The following is a 19,344-nucleotide window of genomic DNA, read 5'->3' on the forward strand; positions in this document are numbered from 1 at the left end:
GAGATCGTCCTCGCGGAGGAGCCGGAGGCGCTGCCGGGGATGTGGCCGCGCCTGCTGGGGCTGCTGGAGGCGGCGGGGGTGCGGCTGGTGGCGGTTGCCGCCGCGCGCGAGGGGACGCCGCGGGTGAGTGTCGTCGAGGCGCTGGACGAGTGGACGGCGGCGGATGCCGCCGCACGGTTCCTCGCCGCGGATCCCGCCGCCGCGGTGCTCGCCTCGGCGGACACCGACGTGCTCGACCGCGCGCTGCACCGGCGGGGCATGCCCGCGATCGGCGCCGTCGGCCCCTCCCGCGACCGGGCCCACCACCAGGTGCTCGGCCTGTTCCTGGACGTCGCGACCGCGCCCGTGGACGTGCACCAGCTCGCGGCGCTGCTGGACCTGCGGGTGCTGCCCGGCGCCGAGGCGGAGGCGGAGCCCGTCGGCCTCGTGCCCGCGCTCGCCCGGCGCGAGCTGCTGCGCGCCCTCGGCGCCGAGCCCGGCGTCGGCGGACCGGCCTGGCGCTCGGCGCTCGCACGGATCGCGGAGGGCGACAACGAGCGTGCTCTCGAGGCCGCGCGGGTCATCGATCGGCTCGTCTCCGACCCCCTGCCCGCGGACGCGCTGCGGCCTCGCGCGATCGCGCAGCGGCTCGACTGGCTCGCGGAGCGGCTGCGCGCCGTCGGGCGCGGGGACGGGGATCTCCTGGCGAGTCTCACCCAGGTGCAGGTGCTGCAGCGGGTGCTCGGCATGCTCGCCCCCGAGGCGCCCCTCACCCGGCGCACGCTGCAGCAGGTCATCGACAGCTGCGGCGGCTCCGGTCCCTCGCCGCGCGCGGTGCGGGAGGTGTCGGAGCGGCAGGTCACGACCTCTCCCGCCCAGGTGCGCGGCGGCGCCGTGCTGTGGTGGGGGCCGAGCTCCGACGATGCCCCGCGCACGCAGCGCTGGGACCCGGCCGAGGTCGACGCGCTCGCAGCGGGCGGGGGGCGCGTGCTCTCCCCCGCGCAGCATGCGGCCCTGCAGGTCGATGCCGCGCTGCGGGGTCTGCGGCGGGCCGAGGAGATCGTCGTCGTGCTGCCCGGGAGGCGGCTCGAGGAGGTGCCGGGGCCGAGCGGCCTGCTCGCGCATCTCGGCGCGGGTGACCGGCTGCGGCCCGAGGAGCTGATCGAGGACGGACGGTGGACGCTCGCGGGGAGGTCGCTGGAGGTCGTGGCGCCTCCGCAGGAGGAGGAGCCCGCCGCGCCGCCGACGGAGCACCGGATCGCGCCGGCCCCGCACCTGCTGCCGCGGAAGCTGTCGTTCACCCAGGTCTCCTCGCTGCTCGCCTGCCCGCACCACTGGGCGCTCGAGTACGCGCTGGACGTGCGGCCCGCCGACGTCGCGGTGCTGCCGACGGGTGCGCGGATGATCGGCACCCTCGTCCACGCCGTGGTCGAGACGCTGGTCGAGAAGCGCTACGACCCGGGCCTCGGCGGCACCCCGCTCGACTCCCCGTCGGCCGAGGAGATCGGCGAGGTGCTGGACCGCCTGGTGCCCCAGCTCGCCTCCGAGCTCGACCTGCCCGGACGCGCGGCCGCGCGGGAGGACGTGCGCGACCGGGCCGTGCGCTCGGTCGGGGCGCTGTTCTCCGGGGCCGCCGCCGCAGGACTGCGGATCACCGGGACCGAGACCCGCTTCGAGCTCCCGCTGACGCTGATGCTGGCCTCCGGCGAGCGGACCGTGCCCTTCGTGGGCAGCCGCGACGTCGACGCGATCGCGGCCGACGGGCGGCGCACCGTGCTGGACCTGAAGTGGTCCCGCAGCCGCAGCCGCTACGGCGACCTCTTCGACACCTCCGAGGCGATCCAGCTCGCCTCCTACGCCTGGGCACTCGCGCAGGAGCACCCCGGCGAGCAGCCCGCCGACGTCGGCTACTTCCTGCTGCGCAGCGGCGAGTTCGTCTCCGCCGATCCGGCGCTGGACCCCCACGACCGCGCCCCGATGGACACCGGCGAGGCCTGGCGGCGCATGCTCGCCGCCGTCACCGCACGGCTCGACGAGGTCGCCGACGGACGGATCCGCTGCGGCTGCCGGGAGCTGCAGGAGCGGACGGGTCTGGACGCCTCGGCGAGCTGGTCGGCGAGGTCGAGCGCGCTCGCGAAGGCGCGCGCGGCCGAGCGGGAGGCCGGCGGGCTCCTCGTCGAGGAGCACTGCGGGACCAGCGAGCACGCACAGCTGTGCGGGACGACGGGAGCGATCCGATGACCTCGACCTTCACTCTGATCAACGCCTCGGCCGGCTCCGGGAAGACCCACACCCTCACCCACCAGATCGCCGACCGGATCGCCCGCGGGCTCGACCCCTCGCAGCTCATCGCGACGACCTTCACCACCAAGGCCGCCGCCGAGCTGCGCGACCGTGTGCGCCGCACCCTGCTCGAGACCGGGCAGGTCGACGCCGCCCGCGCCGTGGACAGCGCCCTGATCAGCACCGTCAACTCCGTCTCCGGGGAGCTGCTGCGGGAGTTCGCGCTCGACGCCGGCATCTCGCCCGACGTGCAGGTGCTCGACGAGGACCGGCAGAAGGCCGCCTTCCGCGCCGCGATCGACGAGACCGCCGCGGAGGCCGGGGCCCGGGCCGCGGACCTCCTGGCCCGCACCGAGCACGACGGCGAGGAGGAGCCCGAGATCCCCTGGGGCGCCTCCCCCTCGTGGCGGGGCCATGTGCGGGACCTCGCCGGTCGGGCCCGGACGAACCTGCTCGATGCGGAGGCGCTGCGCCGCGCAGCGGAGGCGTCGTTCGAGGAGTACCGGGCGGCGGCGCTGCCGGAGGCCGCGGAGGCGGATCGGCGCGAGGCGTGGCGGTCCGAGCTCGCCGCCGCGGTGCGGGGGCTGTGGGCGCAGGTGCGCAGCTCCGAGGCCGGGGACGGGCCGTTCACGGAGAAGGGCGCGGGCACCGTGCGCAAGCGCCTCAAGACCCTCGACGGCCTGCTGCGGGACGTGGCGCGGCTCGAGCGGGCGCCGTGGAGCGTGTGGGCCAAGGTCGCCAAGGTCGCGGAAGGCAAGGCCGGGGACCCCGATGCGAAGGGGTACGTGTACAGCAAGGACGTCGATCTCGCCCTGGTCGGGGTCGCGTCGACGATCGCCGAGGAGCTGCTGGCGAACCCGGCGCTGCAGGAGGACGTGCGCGCCCTGATCGCGCTGGTCATGGACACCGCCGCCGAGTCCCTCGAGGCGTACCAGCGCTTCAAGGACGAGCTGGGGCTGATCGACTTCATCGACCAGGAGGTGCGCACCCTCGAGCTGGTGCGCAGCAGCGGACGGGCCCGCGAGGTGATCCGCGACCGCTTCCACCTCCTGGCCGTCGACGAGTTCCAGGACACCTCCCCCGTGCAGCTCGCCCTGTTCCTCGAGCTGTCCCAGCTGATCGACGACAAGATCTGGGTGGGCGACCCGAAGCAGGCGATCTACGGCTTCCGCGACGCGGACCCCTCCCTCATGCTCGGGATCATCGAGCGTATCGAGGCGGGCACCGCCGGGCTCGGGGACGCGGAGGTGCTGGACCTCAAGCATTCCTGGCGCTCGCAGGAGCCGGTGCTCGACCTCGTCACCGCGGTGTTCCCGCAGGTGTTCCCCGAGCTGCCGCGCGAGCGGGTGGTGACCACCGCGGCCCCGGAGGCGGTGGCGCGCCGGAGCGAGACGGGGCACCGTCCCGGGCGGCTCGAGGCCTGGGTGCCGGAGGTGCCGAAGAAGCTCACCTACCCGCAGCACGCGACCGCAATCGCCGACGGGGTGCTGGAGCTGCTGCGCGAACCGGGCACCTCCCCCGCCGACGTCGCCGTGCTGGTCCGCTCGAACCGTCGGGCCCAGGACGTCATCGCCGCGCTCACCGAGCGGGGCATCCCCGCCTCCGGCGAGGGCCGGCCGATCCTCGCCACCCGCGAGGGACGCCTCGTCCGCGCCGCGCTCGCGGTCACCCTCGACCTCAGCGACACCCTCGCCCTCACCGAGCTGGTGGACCTGCTCCCGGACCACGCCGCGCACGGGACCTGGTTCGCGGACCTCGCCGCCCGGCCCGGCCGGGAGGCGCGGCGGGAGCTGTTCGACCAGTGGTGGCGTGACCCGGTGCTGGACGGGCTCCGCGACCTGCGCGAGCAGTGCATCTCCCTCTCCCCCGTCGAGATGATCACGGCGCTCGTCGACGCGCTCGACCTGCCCGAGCGGATCCGTGCCTGGCCCGCCCCCGACCAGCGCCTGCGCACCCTCGACGCGCTGCGCGCCGTGGCCGGTCAGTACGCGGACCGGGCCCGCGCGGACTCCGCCCCGGTCACGCTGACCGGGCTGCGGATCGCGGTGGACGCGGTCGACCGCGGCCCCGACCTCACCGGCACCCCGGACACGGTGTGGGTGGGCACGATCCACGGCGCGAAGGGCCTGGAGTGGCCGCACGTCGTGGTCATGCTCGACCACGACCCGAGCGAGCGCTCGCAGACCTCGGGCGCCTTCGTGGTGCCGGCCGCTGAGCTAGATGTCGCCGCGCCGCTCGCGGGCCGGGTCCCGCGCTACTGGCCCGCGCTGCTGACCTCGCAGGCCGCGCTGCAGGAGGGGCTCTCCGCCTCCGCGCATGCGCTGCGGCGCACGGACCGGGAGCGGGAGGAGTCCGGGCGCCTGCAGTACGTCGCCCTCACCCGCGCCGCCGACGTCACCGTGCTGAGCGGCGACGGCTCGGCGCCGGTGCTGGACATGCTCGTGCCCGCGGCGCACGAGGATGCCTCGCCCCTGCTGTCCTGGAGCGTCGGCGGGGAGGGGATCGCGGTGCGGGGCGGCGGGGTGCTGCCCGCCGTGGTGCGGGCCCCCGCCGGGATTCTCGCCGAGGGCGCGGAGCGCTTCGATGCGCGGCGAAGTGCGCTCGCGGCGAGCGATCTCGTCGGCCCGCGACCGCGAGAGGCGCATGTCGCCGCTCGCTTCCAGGCTTCCGGGGTGGGGTCCGAGGGGGTCGCCGGCGCGGTCTCGGAGCCGAGACGGATCGGGCGGCGCCTCGTCACCGGCGGCGGCCCGCAGTGGGAGCGGGTGGGCGAGGCGATCCATGCCTATCTCGCGATGCCGCTCGCGCACCTCGAAGACGCGCAGCGCCGGGCGGCCGCGGCGCGGCTCGTCGAGCGGTGGGCGGTCGCCCGGGCCGTCGAGCCGTCGGTGCTGATCGAGGCGGGCGAGGCCTGGGCAGGGTTCCTCGCCGCGGAGCTGCCCGGCGCCGAGGAGCTCACCGAGCAGCCGATCACCTGGTGGAACGAGGACGACCAGGTGATGGAGGGCTGGATCGACACGCTGCTGCGCCTGCCGGACGGGCAGGTGGTGCTGGTGGACCACAAGAGCTACCCCGGGGACCACCCGGTGGAGCACGTGCGGGAGAAGTACCTGGGGCAGATGGCGACGTACTCGCAGGCCCTCGCGGCGGCCGGGCTCGCGCCCTCGCGGGTGCTGATCCATCTGCCGCTGCGCGGGGAGGTGGTCGAGGTGGAGCTCGGAGCAGCCGAAGGGGCGCCGGTCGATGCCCACTGAGCTGAGCGCCGAGCGGGCGGTCGACGCGGCGCGGACCCTGCTGGACGAGGCGCTGCGCAGCGGGAGCCGACGGATGCTGGGCATCGCCGGGGCGCCCGGGGCGGGGAAGTCCACCCTCGCCGAGCGGCTCGCCGAGCAGCTCGGCACGCAGGCGGTGCTGGTGCCGATGGACGGCTTCCACCTCGCCGACGTCGCCCTCGCGCGCCTGGGGCGGCTCGCGCGGAAGGGCGCGCCGGACACCTTCGACGCCGGCGGCTACGTGGCGCTGCTGCAGCGCCTGCGCACCGCCCGGCCGCAGGATGCGCCGGTGTGGGCGCCGATGTTCGAGCGGGAGCTCGAGCAGCCGCTCGCCGGGGCGATCGAGGTGCGGGCCGAGGTGCCGCTGGTGATCACCGAGGGGAATTACCTGCTGCTCGAGGACGGGCCGTTCGCGCAGGTCCGGACGATGCTGGATGCCTGCTGGTTCGTCGAGGTGCCGGAGGAGCTGCGGCGCGAGCGGCTGATCGCCCGGCACGAGCGCTTCGGGAAGCCGCCGCGGGCGGCACGTGACTGGGCGCTCGGGCCGGACGAGGACAACGCCCGCCTGGTCGCGGCGACCCGCGACCGGGCGGACGTCGTGGTGGGGGTCAGCTCCGCTCGATGACCGTGCGCACGAAGGCGGTCGAGCGCTCCTGGAGTCCGGCGATCCTCTGCTCGCGGTGATACGCCAGCAGCGCCGGATCCTCGGAGCGGACCTCGAAGGAGCTCGGCTCGCGACGCACGTTGCGCGAGCAGCGGAAGTCCGCGCAGATCGCGGTGCCGACGGTGTTGCCGCGTCGGCCGGACGCGCCGGCGAGCGGCGCGACGAAGCTCGCCGCGTGCACGCCGTCGACGATGTCCTCGCACCACGCGCACAGCATCTTCTTCGCCGGCGGGTTCTCCGGGCCGCGCAGCAGCAGCACCGCCACCTCCCCGTCGAGCTCGAGGGCGACGTAGTGATGGCGCGGCTTCTTCGCGTCCTGCCATCCGAGGTAGTCGAGGCGGGAGAAGTCGACCTGGTCGAGGTCGGGGATCATCGCGCGCTTCGCTTCGCCCTTGGAGGCGTTGACGAAGGCGTCGCGGAGCTGGGATTCGGTGAGGGTGTTCATTGGGTGTCCTCGCGGAGGGCACGCTCGCGCTGCGGGGGGTGTGCTGGGGTCGGGGGTGGTCGTCGCGGCGCGCTCGAGGGCGCGCGGGCTCAGACCGAGCAGGCCGCTCGGGCCGCCTCGCTCCCTGCATGCGTGGCGGGCATGCCGACTCCTCTCCGTACGTGGACGGAGGCCACGGTACGCTCACCGCCGTCCGGACGCGAGGTGATATCCCTCAGGTCACCCGGCGACCCTCAGGCGATGATGCGGTCGAGCTCGGCGCGCTCCTCGTCGGACAGCTCGAGGGTGAGCGCTTCGGCGGAGTCGGTGATCGAGAGTTCGCCCGGGGAGCGAGTGATGCCGCCCTTCGTGGCGGTCAGCTCTCGACCTTCCTCAGCGCCGAGCCCTTGTGCGCGGCGACATGGTCGGTGCGGTCGCTCTCGATCTCGTACTGCGGCTCGTCCTGGCTCGCGCGGCGTCGATGCCCCTTGTAGTCGAAATCTGCGGTGTGGACCTTCGTGATCGTGCCGCTCACACGGCCGGCCTCGGAGTTCCAGCTGACGTGGTCGCCGACGGCGAACTCGGTGCTCATGCTTCCTCCTGTGCTTCCGGTGGATAGATCACGGTGCCGTCCTCGCGGACGACGGGACGGGCGCCCCAGGCCCCCAGCTCGTGCTCGACGAGGGCGGCGCCGGCGCGCAGGTGCACGACCTCCCAGCCGCGTGCGACGAGGGTGTTCGAGATCAGCAGCCGGTGGCAGCGCCAGGGCATCGGCTCACCGCACATCACTGCCACGTGATGCTCCGCGGCGAGCGCGGTGAGCTGCGCGATCCCGGCCTCGTACTCCTCGCCGAGGGTGTGGTCGGCGTAGTTGCGGAAGCTCGTGTTCTGCCAGCCCGCATTCAGCTCCGGGTCCACGTCCCGCTGTTTCGGACGGCGCCCGGTGAGCTCGGCCAGGCGCCGGTAGCCGATGCCCGCCTCACCCAGCCAGCGGGTCATCTCCTCGGCGTCGAACTGTGGGCTGCGGCGGGAGCCGGGGAGGCGGCGCACGTCGACCAGCTCGTCGATCCCGGCGCCGCCGAGGGTCTCGAGCACGACCTCCTCGGGGCAGGTCCAATGCCCGATCGTCCAGATCGTGCCGGCCATCGCGCCTCCTTTCGTCTGCCCTCCATCATGCCTCGGCGCGGATCCCCAGCGGGCGGATCGTGAGCCCTCCCCTGCCCCAGCCGCCGCCGGTGATCGGCTCAGCCCCGCCCGGGCCGCGGCAGCAGCGCGACGGAGAAGAACACGGCCGCCTGCGCGTCGCGGGCGCGGTAGCGGTAGGGGCCCGGGGAGGCGATCCGGGCGGACCCGCCCGCCTCGATCACCTGCAGCCCGTCGGCGTCGTCGATCTCGAGGGCGCCCTCGATGACGTGGTGCATGATCCCGGGCAGGGCGATGCCGGAGCCGCCCTCGTAGCAGTCCTCCCCCACCAGCTTCCACTTCCAGGTCTCGACCGACAGCGCGTCGGTGTCCACGGCGCCCAGCAGCACCGCCCAGCTGCCCGAGTCGGTGGACCAGATCTCCACGCCGTCGGGAGCATCGTCGGCGCCGACGCCCATCAGCGCGGCGAAGGTGGTGCCGAGCCCGGCGGCGATGCGGTCGAGGATCGCGACGGAGGGATTCGCCTGGCCGAGCTCGATCTGGGTGAGCATGCGGCGGGAGACCTCGCTGGCCTCCGCGAGCGCGCCGACGGAGAGGTCCAGCTCCTGGCGGGCGGCGCGGATCCGCTCGCCGAGCCGCTCGACCACGGCCGGGCGCATCCCACCGCTCATCGGGGCCTCCTGGTCGCTCGGGCGTTCCGTGCCCGGAAGCCTATCGCCGACCGGGGTGACGGGAACTATATTGCGCACCCTCGGCATTGCGCACTATGTTGCGCAGGAGCGGCCGGTGCGCCCAGCCGCCCCCTCTCCCCTGCGCCCCGAAGGAGGTTCCCCATGACCGCGCCCGCCCCCGCGCCCGCGACCCCCGCGACCGCCCGGCCCGAGGCCCGTCTGCTGCGCTGGTTCGGCTCGTACGGGACCTTCGCGGTGCCGCAGGCCGCCGCGCCCATCGCCTTCTCCCTGATCGCCCTGCCGCTGACCGGCAGCGCCTCCGCCGGTGCCGCGATGATGCTCGCGATGACGATCGCGCAGGTCCTCGGCGCGGTCCCGCTCTCCCGGCTCGGCCGACGCTTCGCCCCGGTCCCCTTCGTCCGCGCGCTCATCGGCCTGCGCACGCTCGCGCTGATCGCGATCGCGGTGCTCGCCGGGATCGGCGCCCCCTTCGCCCTGGTCGTCGCGGGTGCGGCGCTCGCGGGACTCGTCAACGGCGCGGCCTACGGCACGCTGCGCTCGGTGCTCAACCACCTCGTGCCCGCCAGCCGCCTGCCCCGCGCCCTCGGCATCGCGGCCACGCTGAACGAGGTCACCTTCGTGGCCTCGCCGGTGATCGCCGCGGCCCTCGGCGGGATCTCCCCGCAGCTCGCCGCCTGGGCGATGGTGCTGCTGGGCGCGGCGCCGCTGCTCCTGCTGCCGTCGATCCCCTCGGCCACTGCACCGGGCCCCGAGCAGCGCGGCAGCGCGCTGCGCCTGAGCCCGATGATCGTGCTGTGGCTGGTGTGCGGCGGGGCGAGCGCCGCCTCGATCGCCGCGATCGAGATCGGTGCGGTCTCCCTCGCGGTCTCCTTCGGCATGCCGGCCGCCTGGGGTGCACTGTTCCCCGTCGCGATCTGCGTGACCTCGGTCGCCGGCGGCGTGTGGGTGAGCATCCACAACCGCGAGCCGCGCCGCCGCACCGTGCTGGTGTGGCTGGGCGTGACCGCGCTCGGCGTCGCGATCGTCGGCTTCGGCCACTCGGTCGCCGCGACCATCATCGGCGCGCTGCTGGTCGGCGCGGTGCTCGCACCGCTGGCGACCTACTACTCCCTGGTGCTGGACCGCCTCGTCGCCCCCGAGCACCGCGCCGAGGTGTTCGCCCTGCTCCGCACCGCGAACGCGCTCGGGATCATCACCTCCTCGGCGCTGATCTCGCTGGTCTCCCTGCAGGCGACCTTCACCGTGGTGATCGCGGTGATGGCCGTGGTGCTGGCGGTGACCGGGGCGGTGTTCACCTCCGGCTGGGTGAAGGCCCGCCGCCGGCGCCTGGCCCGCGAGGCCGCCGAGGCGCGGGCGCACGGCGAGGCCGCGGACACGATGGATCAACAGAAGGGGGCCTCCAGCGGCACGCGCTGAGGCTCAGCGCCGCGCCGTGCCGCTGGAGTCCCGATCCTGCAGAAGGAGGGCCGAGGGCCGGCTCAGCCGAGCCCGTGGCCGAGCGGGAAGGCCTCCCCCGTCCCGTCGGCCGTGGGGATCGCGACCGGCAGCTTCCCCCGCGTCTTCACCTCGCCCGCGAGCACGCCGGCGAGCGCGCGCAGGGAGGCGTCGGCGTTGCCGTAGGCCGCGAGCGAGGCGGCCACCTCCCCCACGTGCACCACGTCGTAGGGATTGCGCAGGGAGGCGTGCACGACGGACGTGCCGGTCGCGGCGAGCGCCCGCACCAGGGAGACCTGCGCGGCGGGGGTGGTGAAGCCGGAGGACGAGGTGAGCACGAGGACCGCGTCGACCGCGGCGGCGGCCTCGGCGGCCTGCTCGGGCGTCGCGCCGGCGAGCGCTGTCGCGGCATGGCCCAGCGAGGTCAGCGCGTCGACCACCACCTCGAGCTTCGCCGCCGTGGCGGAGCCGGTGACCAGCACCGTCGCCCCGTCCGCGAGCGGGAGCGCGCCGTCCTGGGCGGTGATCAGGGTGATCGAGTCCTCGGCGATGCGCTCCGCGGTCGAGAGCGCGCGGGAGGTGCCGATCGCGCCCTCGGCCCGGGAGGCGTCCACGTGCACGTCGTCGAACAGGCCGCGGCGCAGCTTCTGGGCCAGGATGCGCCGCACCGACTGATCCAGCCGCTCCTCGGTGATCTCCCCGCTCGCGACCGCGTCGCGCACCCCGCCGATCGCGACGACGAGGTCCGGCGGCATGAGCATCTGGTCGGCGCCGGCGAGGATCGCCTCGACCGGGACTCGGTCGTCGCCGAACAGGGTGCGCACGCCCTCCATCGCGAGGGAGTCCGTGACGATCACGCCCTCGAAGCCGAGCTCCTCGCGCAGCAGCCCGGTGAGGATCGGGCGGGAGAGCGTGGCGGGGACGCCGGAGTCGTCGAGCACGGGCACGACGATGTGCGCGGTCATGATCGAGTCGATGCCCTCGTCGATCGCGGCGACGAAGGGCGGCAGGTCGAGGGTGTCGAGCTCCTCGCGGGTGTGGTCGATGACAGGCAGGCCCAGGTGCGAGTCGGTCGCGGTGTCGCCGTGGCCGGGGAAGTGCTTGGCGGCGGCGGAGCAGCCTGCCCCCTGCAAGCCCTTGATCTGGGCGGCGGCGAGGCGGGAGACCGCGCGGGGGTCGGCGCCGAGGGAGCGCACCCCGATCACCGGGTTCTGCGCCTCGACGTTGACGTCGACCACCGGGGAGAAGGCCTGGTGGAGGCCGGCGGCGCGCATCTCGGCGCCGACGATCTCCCCCGCCTTGCGGGCATGGGCGCGGGAGCCCGTCGCCCCCAGCGCCATCTGACCCGGCAGCGGGGTCGCGGGGGCCGGCAGGCGGTAGACGACGCCGCGCTCCTCGTCGGCGCTGATGATCAGCGGGATCCCACCGCTCTCGAGCGCCGCGTCCTGCGCGTCGTTGGAGAGCGTCGCGACCTGCTCGATGCTCTGGAGGTTCTCGCTCCACACGAAGTAGATCAGCCCGCCCACGTGGTGGGTGCGGACGATCTCCGCGATCGTGTCCACGCCGGTGGTGGAGGTGTTCGAGGCATGAGGCTGGTCGGCGCGGGAGCCGTAGCCGACGGCGACGAAGAGCTGGCCGATCTTCTGCTCGACGCTCATGCCGGCGAGGATCTCCTCGATCCGGTCGGCATGCCCCTTCGAGGGCGCGGCATGGGCGGCGACGGGCAGGGCGACAGCGGCGCCGGTGCCGGCGAGGGCCGCGGTGAAGGCGCGGCGGGAGGGGGATGACATGGGGATCTCCTGGGGTTCTCGGGACGTCGGCGTGCTCAGTACAGGCGGTAGCGCTTGGTGGTGACCTCGAAGCGCCTCGCCTCGCGGCGCCAGGCCGCGACGATCGCCTCGGGGGATTCGCCGTCCTCGAGCATCGCCCGGGTGCGCTTGGTGCCGGTGAGCTTGTCGATCCAGCACACGTGGTCCTCGGTGCGGCAGTCATCGCCCTCGCGCCAGTCGACCTCCTCCACCGTGCGCAGCAGCGCGGCGATCACGTGGATGCCGGTGCGGACGGGCTCGTAGGCGGCGGCATCGGTGACGTGCAGCTGCAGGCCGCCGCAGAAGACGCCCGCGTGCTTGGAGGTGGTGGGGGTGGCGAACATCGGCCGGTAGAGCACGCCGGGCAGCTCGGCGGCGCGGAGGGTCTCGAGGAGCTGGTCGACCTGGGCCTCGGTGATGAAGGGGGCGCCGAACCAGAGGAAGGGTGTGGTGGTGCCGCGGCCCTCGGAGATGTTCAGCGACTCGATCAGTCCCGTGCCGGCGTAGACCACGGCGGTGTCCGGGGTGGGGATGTTCGGGGAGGGCAGCACCCAGGGCAGCTCCTGGACGGGCGGCTCCTCGGGGTCGTAGCCGCTCATCTCGACCACCTCGAGGGTGACCTCGCCGTTCAGGAACTCGCCGTTGAACAGGCGGGCGAGCTCCCCGACGGTGAGGCCGTGGGTCTGGGGGATCTCGCGCAGCCCCACGAAGGAGGACAGCTCCGGCTCGAGCACGAATCCCTCGATGTCGGTGCCCAGCGGGTTCGGCCGGTCCAGCACCACGAACCGCTTGTCGTTCTCGCCCGCGGCCTGCATCGCGTAGTAGAGGGTCCAGATATAGGTGTAGAAGCGGGCGCCGATGTCCTGGATGTCGAAGACGAGCACGTCGACGTCGGCGAGCATCTCCGGGGTGGGCTTCTGGGTCGCGCCGTACAGGGAGCGGACCGGCAGTCCGGTCTTCTCGTCGATGTAGTCGCCGACGGCGCCTCCGGCGGGCTCCGCGCCGCGCACCCCGTGCTCGGGCCCGAACAAGGCGGTCATGGTGAAGCCGCCGGTCCCCTGCGCCTCGACCAGGAGGTCGATCGTGGAGCGCAGCGCGCGGTCCGCGCCGGTGGGATTCGTGATCAGGCCGACGCGCTGGTCGCGCAGGGTCTCGAGGGCTGCGGGATCGAGGAGGTTCTCGACGCCCAGGCGGAAGTCCCCGTCGACCCTCTTCCCCCGGGAGGGGGCGGCCTGGGCGGAGGCGGCGCCGGCGAGGACGGCGCCGGCGGGGAGCGCGCCGAGGGAGGCGAGCACGCGGCGTCGCCCCGGTCGGGCCGACTGCGCGGCGGGATGTGGCGAGGGTGCAGGGTTCACGGGGGACCTCCGTCGTCGTCGTCGGATCGTGGCGCACAGGCGCGATCAACCACGCTACCGGGGCGTGGTGCGGGTCACAACCGATTCGGGGAGGTCCGAGGCAGGTGTCAGGAGAGCTCGGCGGGGCCCGTCCCCCAGCGGCGTCGGAGCTCCTCGACATAGCGTCCGAGCTCGGCGGGCATGTCCACCGAGGGGTCCAGGAGCCACTGCACCTGGAGCCCGTCCATCAGGGAGATGGTGGTGCGGGCGATGTGGCGGGCCGGGGCGTCGGCGGCGATCTCGCCGGTGCGCTGCCCCTCGCGCACCGCGTCCTCGAGCAGGGCGAGCGAGAGCTCGTAGTGGCGGAGCATCCAGTCGTGGGCCGGATGGTCGGGGCCGACGGCCTCCCCGATCACGGTGGTGTACAGGGCGACGAGCTGGCGGCGTCCGGCGTTGACGCGGGCCAGCTCGACCAGCCCGTCGAACACCGCCCAGGGCCCGGCGCCCTCCGCAGCGGGGAGGGTGTCGATGGAGTCGCGATGATCGAGGACTGCGCCCAGCAGCGCGGCCTTCGAGGGGAAGTGGTGGGCGAGGCCGGAGGGGGAGATCCCGGCGGCCTCGGCGACCTGCGCCATGGAGGTGGCGGCGTAGCCGTGCTCGGCGATGAGGTCGATCGCGGCGCCCAGCGCCGCCTCGCGCACCACGGAGGAGTCCTGGCCGCGGGGCCTGCCGGGTCGTCGGCGGCCGGGGCGGGGCTCCGTCGTGCTCATGGCGCTCCTTCGAGAGGGTCGAAGGACAGTGTTCCACGAGCCGGGAGGAGCCCCGCCCTCAGAGGCCGGCCGTCACTTCACGCCGCGGATGAACATCGTCAGCACGGCACCGATCACTGCGGCGACCAGCGCGGCGACCAGCAGCGCCGTGAAGTCGGTGCCTCCGCCGAGGTTCGCCAGCAGGAAGCCGCCGAAGGCAGGGGCGAGGGACTGCGGGAGGGCGTTGGCGATGTTGAACACGCCCATGTCCTTGCCGGCCTGCTCGCGGTCGGGCAGCACCTCGAGGACGAGCGCGAGGTCGACGGCGATGTAGGTGCCGTACGCGAGGCCCATGATCGCCTCGACCACGTAGAAGGCGGTGACGGTGTCGGCGTGCAGGAGCAGGTAGGTGGCCAGGCCGAAGATGAGGATCGAGGCCGCGACGAGGATCTTGCGCCGGCCCAGCACGTCCGAGAGCCAGCCGGCCGCCAGGCTCGCGACCATCGAGGTGACGGTGTAGATGGTCACGCCGGTGGCGACGGCGCGGACGGCGTCGCCGGGCTCGAGCCCGAGGTGGTTCTCCATGTACAGCACCCGGAAGGTGGTGAACATGAAGGAGGCGAGGATGATCGTGAAGCGGCCGCCCCAGGCGAGGCCGAAGTCGGGGAACTTCACGGGGTTGCGCCAGAAGGTGAGGACGAGCTCGCGCAGATTGAAGGGCAGGCGGTTCTCGCGCAGCACGGGCTCGGGGAGCATGAACGTGAAGATCAGCACGAGGACCATGCCGATCAGGCCCGGCACGAGGAACAGGGCGATCATGTTCCCGGTCAGGACGGAGGCGAGCCAGGTCGCGATCATGACGGCGAGGTTGCCGGCGATGCCGACGAGGCCGGAGGCGCGGCCGTACTGGGCGGGCGAGAGCTGGTCGGCGATCGAGGCGACGTAGGCGGCGAGCGCCAGGTTGCCGGCGGCCTGGGCGAGGAACCAGCCCACTGCCATCAGCGCCGCACCGGGCGCCAGGGCGATCAGCGCGAGGCCGACGAGCATGCCGAGGGCGCCGACGATCAGCCAGGGGCGACGGCGGCCGAAGCGGCTGGTGGAGCGGTCGGAGATGCGGCCGCCGAGAGCATTGAAGATGACCGCGGCCAGCGCCCCGGGCGCGACGGCGAAGGCGGTGATCGAGGCGGCCTCCGCCGGGCTGCTCGCGAGCTGGCTCGCCTTGATCTGGATCGACACGGTCGCCGGCCCCATCAGGGCGATGAAGATGCCGAGCTGGCCCAGCATGATCGGGTGACGTCTGCAGGAACGGCACTCCTGTGGCACACCGAGGAGCTCAGCGCCGCGGCGTGCCGTGAGAGTCCCCTTTCTACAGGCCGGCCCCGCCGAGGCGCTGCCCACGATGCACGCGCCGCCTGATCAGCGTGTCCAGCGCTCCCCTGGTCTCCTCCCAGCGGAGCCAGATGTCCTCCCAGGTCAGCCGCAGCACCAGGCAGCCTTCGATCAGGGATGCCCGATCCCTCGACCGGTCCGCGTAGTACCGGGACCGCTCTCCGTGATGCCGGACGCTGTCGCACTCGATGACGAGGCGATCGCCGACCAGCAGGTCGACCCGCCCTCCCTCGAACACGGCCACCTGCTCCCGCACCCGCACCCCGCGCCGCTCGAGATACCTGCGCACCCGGGTCTCGGACCCGGAGCCCGCGAGCGCGCTGACCCGACCGATTGCACGCCGTCGACGGGCGGGTGCCTCGGCGAGCAGGAGGTCGACCTGCGAGGGGACGAGCAGCCGGCGCTCGAGGGCCGATTCGAGGAGCACCGCAGCGGAGTCGGCGTCCAGACAGGAGAGGGCGTGGGAGAGAGCCGCATCCAGCGGCAGCACCGGCTCGTCATCCGGCCAGCGACGAAGCGCTGGACGGTGCCTCGAGACCACCCCTGCATGCTCCTCGCTCGTGGGGCGGCGGGAGGTCTCGTGCACGTCGGGACCGAGGTCCGGCGTCCACAGCCCGTGGATCCGCGCGGCCGAGAGACAGGTCAGGCGATTGCCCCGGAAGAGCGCACCGGCCACGTCGTCCGGGGTCTCGGCGGTGCCGAACCAGCCACCGCCGTATCCGCGCAGCGACCCGTCGGCGACGAGGCGCTGCTGCCGGTGCCGGGAGATGCCGGCCGCGCGCAGGTCGGCGGCGGTCCAGACGTGCAGGCGTCGGCGGAGCGGGGAGCGCGGAACCATTCCCGGAGCGTCCCCGGATCTCGATCTCGACGGGGCCGGCAGGCGAGAGATGTGGACGGGGCGGCGTGGGGAGGAACGGCGGGCCCCTGCAGAAAGGGGATTCCAGCGGCACGGCGAGGAGCTCAGCGCCGCGGCGTGCCGCTGGAGTCCCCTTTCTGCTGATCAGGGGGGTGAGGGCGGGGGTCAGGCGGCGCGCAGCCCCGTGGCGAGGTCGAGGAGGTGGTCGAGCACGCCCTCGCCGCTCGCGCGCAGGCCGTTGTGCTCGTACTCGCTGGTGACCCAGGTGCGCAGGCCGGGCAGCAGCGCGGCGGTGGTCATCGAGTGCTCGCGGGGGACGTAGGCGTCGTCGTAGTAGACGGCGGCGGCGCCGGGCACCTCGGTCGCGCGCAGGGCCTGCTCGTCGTAGAGGCGGGGCCATTCGTGCGCGGCGAGGAGGTCCGCCGCCTCGGCCCACACGGCGAGCTCGGGGTCCTCGGCGAACAGGTCGCGGTGGATGTGCTCGCCGGCCAGGAGCGTCGGGTCCTCCGCGACCGCGGCGGGCATGGTGCGGTCCGCGGCCCAGCGGGTGGCGACCCCGTCGGCCCAGCAGCTCTCGTGGATCACCGCGTACAGCGGGTTCCGGCCGGAGAAGGGCAGGGCTGCGGCGAGATCGTGGGCGAAGGCCGGGGAGGCGGGGTCGAGGTCCAGCAGGAGGTGGAGACGCTCGGCGCCCTGGGAGGCCCCGAGCAGGTGGCCGAGACGGCGCAGGGACTCGACGCCGATGCGCCTCCCGCCCGGGGCGCGCAGCCGGCCCGCGGCGGCCTCGTCGGCGAGGCGGCGGAAGCGGTCGCGGTCGCCGGGGAAGCGGGCCCAGTACCTCTCGGAGCGGGCGATCATGCCCTCCCACGTCGTGGCGTAGACCTGGTCCATGTGAGGGCCGACGGTGGGGAGACCGCCCGTGAACAGGGCCTTCTCGACGCTGCCCGCGGCGGCGGAGAGATAGCGCAGGGTGGTGAACCCGCCGAAGGACTGCCCCAGCAGCGACCAGCGGGGAAGGTCCAGCGCCTCGCGCAGCAGCTCGGCGTCGGCCACGATCGCGTCGGCGCGGAAGAAGGTGAGATAGCGGGCCTGCTGAGCGGGGCTCGCCTCGCGCAGCGTGCGGGCGCCGGGGATCGTGCCCTCGGGCAGCGGGGCGTCGGGTCCGACGGGGGTGGAGCGGCCGGTGCCGCGCTGGTCGAGCATGAGCACGCGGTGCTCACGCAGGGCGCGCGGCAGCCAGGGCGGGGAGGCGGGGGCCAGGGGCCGCGGCGCCTCGGAGCCGGGCCCGCCCTGGAGGTAGACGAGGACGGGGAGGTCCTCGCCGCCGGGCCGGGTGACGAGGCGGGCGAAGAGCTCGATCGAGGGCCCGGCGGGGTCGGCATGGTCCAGCGGGACGGGGAGGGTGAGGTCGGCGAGCGCGAGGCCCGGCAGGGTCCAGTCGGTGCGTGCGGGGCGGGCGGTCTCAGCGGTCATCGGGATTCCTGGGGGTCTCGTCGTCGCGGGTGGTGGTGCCGGGGAAGTACTCCCAGTCGAAGCGGTGCAGGCGGCCGGGGCGGTCGCCGCGCTCGACGGCGCGGTCCACGACCACCCCGGACAGGCGCGCGAAGACGTCGTCGACGCCGTAGTAGCTGATCGGGCCGAGCAGCTCGGCCTCGGCGGGGACGTCGCCGATGGCGATGATCTCGAGCTCCTCCGGGACCTCCACCCCGGCCCGCGCCGCGGCGAGGCGGAGGGCGACGGCCTGGTATCCGGTGTAGCAGAGGACAGCGGAGGGGCGGTCGGGGCCGTTCAGCCAGTCCAGGGCGATCTCGAAGGTGCCGCGGGTTCCCTCCGGGGTCAGGCGCATGTGCTGCTCGGCCGGAGCGTCGTCGTGGACGGCGACGGCGTCGACGAAGGCGGCGACGCGGGGCATGCTGAGCACGCCGCCAGGCCGGGAGCGCAGATCGGGGGCGAGGAGGTGGACGCGGTCGTGGCGGGCGCGGAGGCGGGCATAGGCGTGATGCACGGCGGGGACGGGGCTGGAGCTGACCACGTCGAAGCGCTCGGGCTCCATCTGCGCGCTGAAGGCGACGAGGCCGCTGCGGGTGCGGTCGGAGAGGCTGCGCACGCGGCGCGGACCGTCCTGCTCGAGATCGATCGCGGTGAGCAGCGCGGCGTCGGCCTCGGCGCCGAGGAGGTGCTCGTACCAGCGCGGGTCGGTGAGGACCAGCGTGGACAGGCCCGTGCACAGCGCGTCCTGACGCACCTGGCTGGTGAGCTGAACGCCCCACGGATCACCCAGGCTGCTGAGCGCCAGGACGACGCCCCCGCCCCGTCTCGCGGCGGCCGGAGGTGCGGCGTCGTCGTAGTTCGCTGCGACCATCGGCAGGCACCTCCGTGAGAAACGGGCATTGCGGCCGAAATGACCACAAGGTAGCAGAGTACACGCTGGTCACAGCGATGTCCCGTTCTTCGTCGCAGAGCCCTCGCACGAGGTCAGGCGATGGCTCCCCCGCTCAGCCAGCCGATCGCCGGACCTGCGGTGTTCAGCAGCAGGATCACGCCGATGATCCCCACCGTCCAGGAGAAGGCGCCGCTCGCGTGGCGCACCGCCCCGTCGTGGACCCGCTCGAGGAATCGGTCGCCGCGCTCCCCCAGCAGCACCCGCGCACCGCACAGCAGGAGGGCCGGCAGGATCATCACCGCGCAGTAGCCGAGGAGCACGAGCGCCCCGCGGGGCAGGCCGATGCCCATGTCCGCGATGATCCCGAGCGCTGCGAGATAGGGGATCATCGAGGCCGCCTCGATCAGGCCCGCTCCGAGGGCGAGGGGGACCAGCGCGGAGGGCCGTCCCGAGGCGCGGCGGGCGCGGGCGGTCCATCGCCGCGCGGACGCCTCCGGGTCCCCGCCGCGCTTGGCGATGGCCTTCGGGTCGAGTCGGAAGGACCACCACAGCAGGGCCGCCCCGGCGGCGGCGAGCAGCACCATGGTCTGCGGGGCCGCGAGCAGGTGGCCGAGGCGCTCCATGAGCGGGAGCAGGCCGGCGAGCAGCGCCACACCGAGCAGCAGGTAGAACACCCCGATCACCGCGAGGTACAGCAGGGTGCGCCCGGCGACGCGGCGGGCCCCGCCCTCCCCCACCACGAGCAGGATGAGGGGGATGACGAGGGTGCCCATCGAGGTCGAGTCGACGAGGGCGAGCACCACGAGCCCGAGCGGGCCGGCGAGGGAGGCGAGCTGGTCCATGGCTCCATCGTGCGCGGCGGTGAGCGCGCCGGTCCTCCTCCCTTGGGACGAGACCCGGCGGAGGCCCGAGGCCGGGCGGGCGCGGCCGCGTAGGC

The 19,344-nt window shown here is 74.1% G+C and carries 16 protein-coding genes; 4 read left to right on the top strand and 12 right to left on the bottom strand.

Going from position 1 to position 19,344, the window contains the following annotated elements; all coding sequences use genetic code 11:
* Positions 1-39: 39 nt before the first annotated feature.
* From DS079_RS03855 to DS079_RS03865, 3 genes are read left to right on the top strand one after another with little or no spacing between them, the layout of a single operon-like run.
* Positions 40-2,220 (top strand): PD-(D/E)XK nuclease family protein, encoded by a 2,181-nt coding sequence (locus DS079_RS03855; RefSeq protein WP_241237527.1) that lies wholly within the window; start codon positions 40-42, stop codon positions 2,218-2,220.
* Positions 2,217-5,513, top strand: coding sequence for a UvrD-helicase domain-containing protein (locus DS079_RS03860; RefSeq protein ID WP_126984965.1), 3,297 nt, complete (start codon positions 2,217-2,219; stop codon positions 5,511-5,513). Before DS079_RS03855 ends, DS079_RS03860 begins: the two co-directional genes overlap by 4 nt.
* A complete protein-coding gene (locus DS079_RS03865) occupies positions 5,503-6,156 on the top strand; it encodes a nucleoside/nucleotide kinase family protein (RefSeq protein WP_126984967.1) in 654 nt (217 codons plus the stop codon). The genes DS079_RS03860 and DS079_RS03865 overlap by 11 nt, the downstream gene beginning before the upstream one ends.
* Here DS079_RS03865 and DS079_RS03870 read toward each other — a convergent pair.
* The 4 genes from DS079_RS03870 to DS079_RS03885 form a co-directional block, all read right to left on the bottom strand.
* Positions 6,140-6,640 (bottom strand): FBP domain-containing protein, encoded by a 501-nt coding sequence (locus tag DS079_RS03870; protein ID WP_126984969.1) that lies wholly within the window; start codon positions 6,638-6,640, stop codon positions 6,140-6,142. The two genes, DS079_RS03865 and DS079_RS03870, sit on opposite strands and share 17 nt — an antisense overlap.
* Before the next feature lie 355 nt (positions 6,641-6,995).
* Positions 6,996-7,211, bottom strand: coding sequence for a hypervirulence associated TUDOR domain-containing protein (locus DS079_RS03875; protein ID WP_053916486.1), 216 nt, complete (start codon positions 7,209-7,211; stop codon positions 6,996-6,998).
* Positions 7,208-7,765 (bottom strand): DUF488 domain-containing protein, encoded by a 558-nt coding sequence (locus DS079_RS03880; protein ID WP_126984971.1) that lies wholly within the window; start codon positions 7,763-7,765, stop codon positions 7,208-7,210. The genes DS079_RS03875 and DS079_RS03880 overlap by 4 nt, the downstream gene beginning before the upstream one ends.
* A gap of 98 nt (positions 7,766-7,863) precedes the next feature.
* Positions 7,864-8,433: an XRE family transcriptional regulator gene (locus DS079_RS03885; RefSeq protein WP_126984973.1), complete on the bottom strand. Its 570-nt coding sequence runs from the start codon at positions 8,431-8,433 to the stop codon at positions 7,864-7,866.
* Positions 8,434-8,595: 162 nt separating this feature from the next.
* Between DS079_RS03885 and DS079_RS03890 the strand changes: the two genes are divergently transcribed.
* Positions 8,596-9,870 carry an MFS transporter gene (locus DS079_RS03890; protein ID WP_126984975.1) on the top strand — a complete coding sequence of 425 codons (1,275 nt, stop codon included), beginning with the start codon at positions 8,596-8,598 and terminating at the stop codon, positions 9,868-9,870.
* Between the two features lie 62 nt (positions 9,871-9,932).
* On the opposite strand, the gene DS079_RS03895 is transcribed toward DS079_RS03890, so the two are convergent.
* The 8 genes from DS079_RS03895 to DS079_RS03930 all read right to left on the bottom strand — a co-directional run bounded on the left by DS079_RS03895 (position 9,933) and on the right by DS079_RS03930 (position 19,249).
* The gene (locus tag DS079_RS03895) at positions 9,933-11,678 is read right to left on the bottom strand and encodes a glycoside hydrolase family 3 protein (RefSeq protein WP_126984977.1); all 1,746 of its coding nucleotides are present in this window, start codon (positions 11,676-11,678) and stop codon (positions 9,933-9,935) included.
* 35 nt (positions 11,679-11,713) lie between these two features.
* Positions 11,714-13,051 (bottom strand): exo-beta-N-acetylmuramidase NamZ family protein, encoded by a 1,338-nt coding sequence (locus DS079_RS03900; RefSeq protein ID WP_126984979.1) that lies wholly within the window; start codon positions 13,049-13,051, stop codon positions 11,714-11,716.
* 107 nt (positions 13,052-13,158) lie between these two features.
* Entirely contained in the window at positions 13,159-13,800 is a 642-nt protein-coding gene (locus DS079_RS03905; protein ID WP_126984981.1) for a TetR/AcrR family transcriptional regulator, read from the bottom strand.
* A gap of 72 nt (positions 13,801-13,872) precedes the next feature.
* Positions 13,873-15,063, bottom strand: a complete 1,191-nt coding sequence (locus tag DS079_RS03910; protein ID WP_126984983.1) for an MFS transporter — start codon at positions 15,061-15,063, stop codon at positions 13,873-13,875.
* Positions 15,064-15,145: 82 nt separating this feature from the next.
* Positions 15,146-16,006, bottom strand: a complete 861-nt coding sequence (locus tag DS079_RS03915; RefSeq protein ID WP_126984985.1) for an endonuclease domain-containing protein — start codon at positions 16,004-16,006, stop codon at positions 15,146-15,148.
* Between the two features lie 183 nt (positions 16,007-16,189).
* Complete coding sequence (locus tag DS079_RS03920) at positions 16,190-17,497, bottom strand: alpha/beta fold hydrolase (RefSeq protein WP_126984987.1); 1,308 nt, start codon at positions 17,495-17,497, stop codon at positions 16,190-16,192.
* Positions 17,487-18,386: a substrate-binding domain-containing protein gene (locus DS079_RS03925; RefSeq protein WP_126984989.1), complete on the bottom strand. Its 900-nt coding sequence runs from the start codon at positions 18,384-18,386 to the stop codon at positions 17,487-17,489. The genes DS079_RS03920 and DS079_RS03925 overlap by 11 nt, the downstream gene beginning before the upstream one ends.
* A gap of 113 nt (positions 18,387-18,499) precedes the next feature.
* Entirely contained in the window at positions 18,500-19,249 is a 750-nt protein-coding gene (locus DS079_RS03930) for a GAP family protein (RefSeq protein WP_010549918.1), read from the bottom strand.
* Positions 19,250-19,344: the final 95 nt, after the last annotated feature.

Origin of the sequence: Brachybacterium paraconglomeratum (assembly GCF_003994255.1) — a bacterium.
In the GTDB taxonomy this organism is placed as follows: Bacteria; Actinomycetota; Actinomycetes; order Actinomycetales; family Dermabacteraceae; genus Brachybacterium; species Brachybacterium conglomeratum.

Coding starts and splice junctions, on each gene's coding strand:
- DS079_RS03875 (WP_053916486.1), bottom strand. CDS start 7,211: ATGAGCACCGAGTTCGCCGTCGGCGACCACGTCAGCTGGAACTCCGAG.
- DS079_RS03870 (WP_126984969.1), bottom strand. CDS start 6,640: ATGAACACCCTCACCGAATCCCAGCTCCGCGACGCCTTCGTCAACGCC.
- DS079_RS03905 (WP_126984981.1), bottom strand. CDS start 13,800: ATGAGCACGACGGAGCCCCGCCCCGGCCGCCGACGACCCGGCAGGCCC.
- DS079_RS03930 (WP_010549918.1), bottom strand. CDS start 19,249: ATGGACCAGCTCGCCTCCCTCGCCGGCCCGCTCGGGCTCGTGGTGCTC.
- DS079_RS03865 (WP_126984967.1), top strand. CDS start 5,503: ATGCCCACTGAGCTGAGCGCCGAGCGGGCGGTCGACGCGGCGCGGACC.
- DS079_RS03885 (WP_126984973.1), bottom strand. CDS start 8,433: ATGAGCGGTGGGATGCGCCCGGCCGTGGTCGAGCGGCTCGGCGAGCGG.
- DS079_RS03910 (WP_126984983.1), bottom strand. CDS start 15,063: ATGCTGGGCCAGCTCGGCATCTTCATCGCCCTGATGGGGCCGGCGACC.
- DS079_RS03915 (WP_126984985.1), bottom strand. CDS start 16,006: ATGGTTCCGCGCTCCCCGCTCCGCCGACGCCTGCACGTCTGGACCGCC.
- DS079_RS03895 (WP_126984977.1), bottom strand. CDS start 11,678: ATGTCATCCCCCTCCCGCCGCGCCTTCACCGCGGCCCTCGCCGGCACC.
- DS079_RS03855 (WP_241237527.1), top strand. CDS start 40: ATGTGGCCGCGCCTGCTGGGGCTGCTGGAGGCGGCGGGGGTGCGGCTG.
- DS079_RS03890 (WP_126984975.1), top strand. CDS start 8,596: ATGACCGCGCCCGCCCCCGCGCCCGCGACCCCCGCGACCGCCCGGCCC.
- DS079_RS03920 (WP_126984987.1), bottom strand. CDS start 17,497: ATGACCGCTGAGACCGCCCGCCCCGCACGCACCGACTGGACCCTGCCG.
- DS079_RS03860 (WP_126984965.1), top strand. CDS start 2,217: ATGACCTCGACCTTCACTCTGATCAACGCCTCGGCCGGCTCCGGGAAG.
- DS079_RS03880 (WP_126984971.1), bottom strand. CDS start 7,765: ATGGCCGGCACGATCTGGACGATCGGGCATTGGACCTGCCCCGAGGAG.
- DS079_RS03925 (WP_126984989.1), bottom strand. CDS start 18,386: ATGGTCGCAGCGAACTACGACGACGCCGCACCTCCGGCCGCCGCGAGA.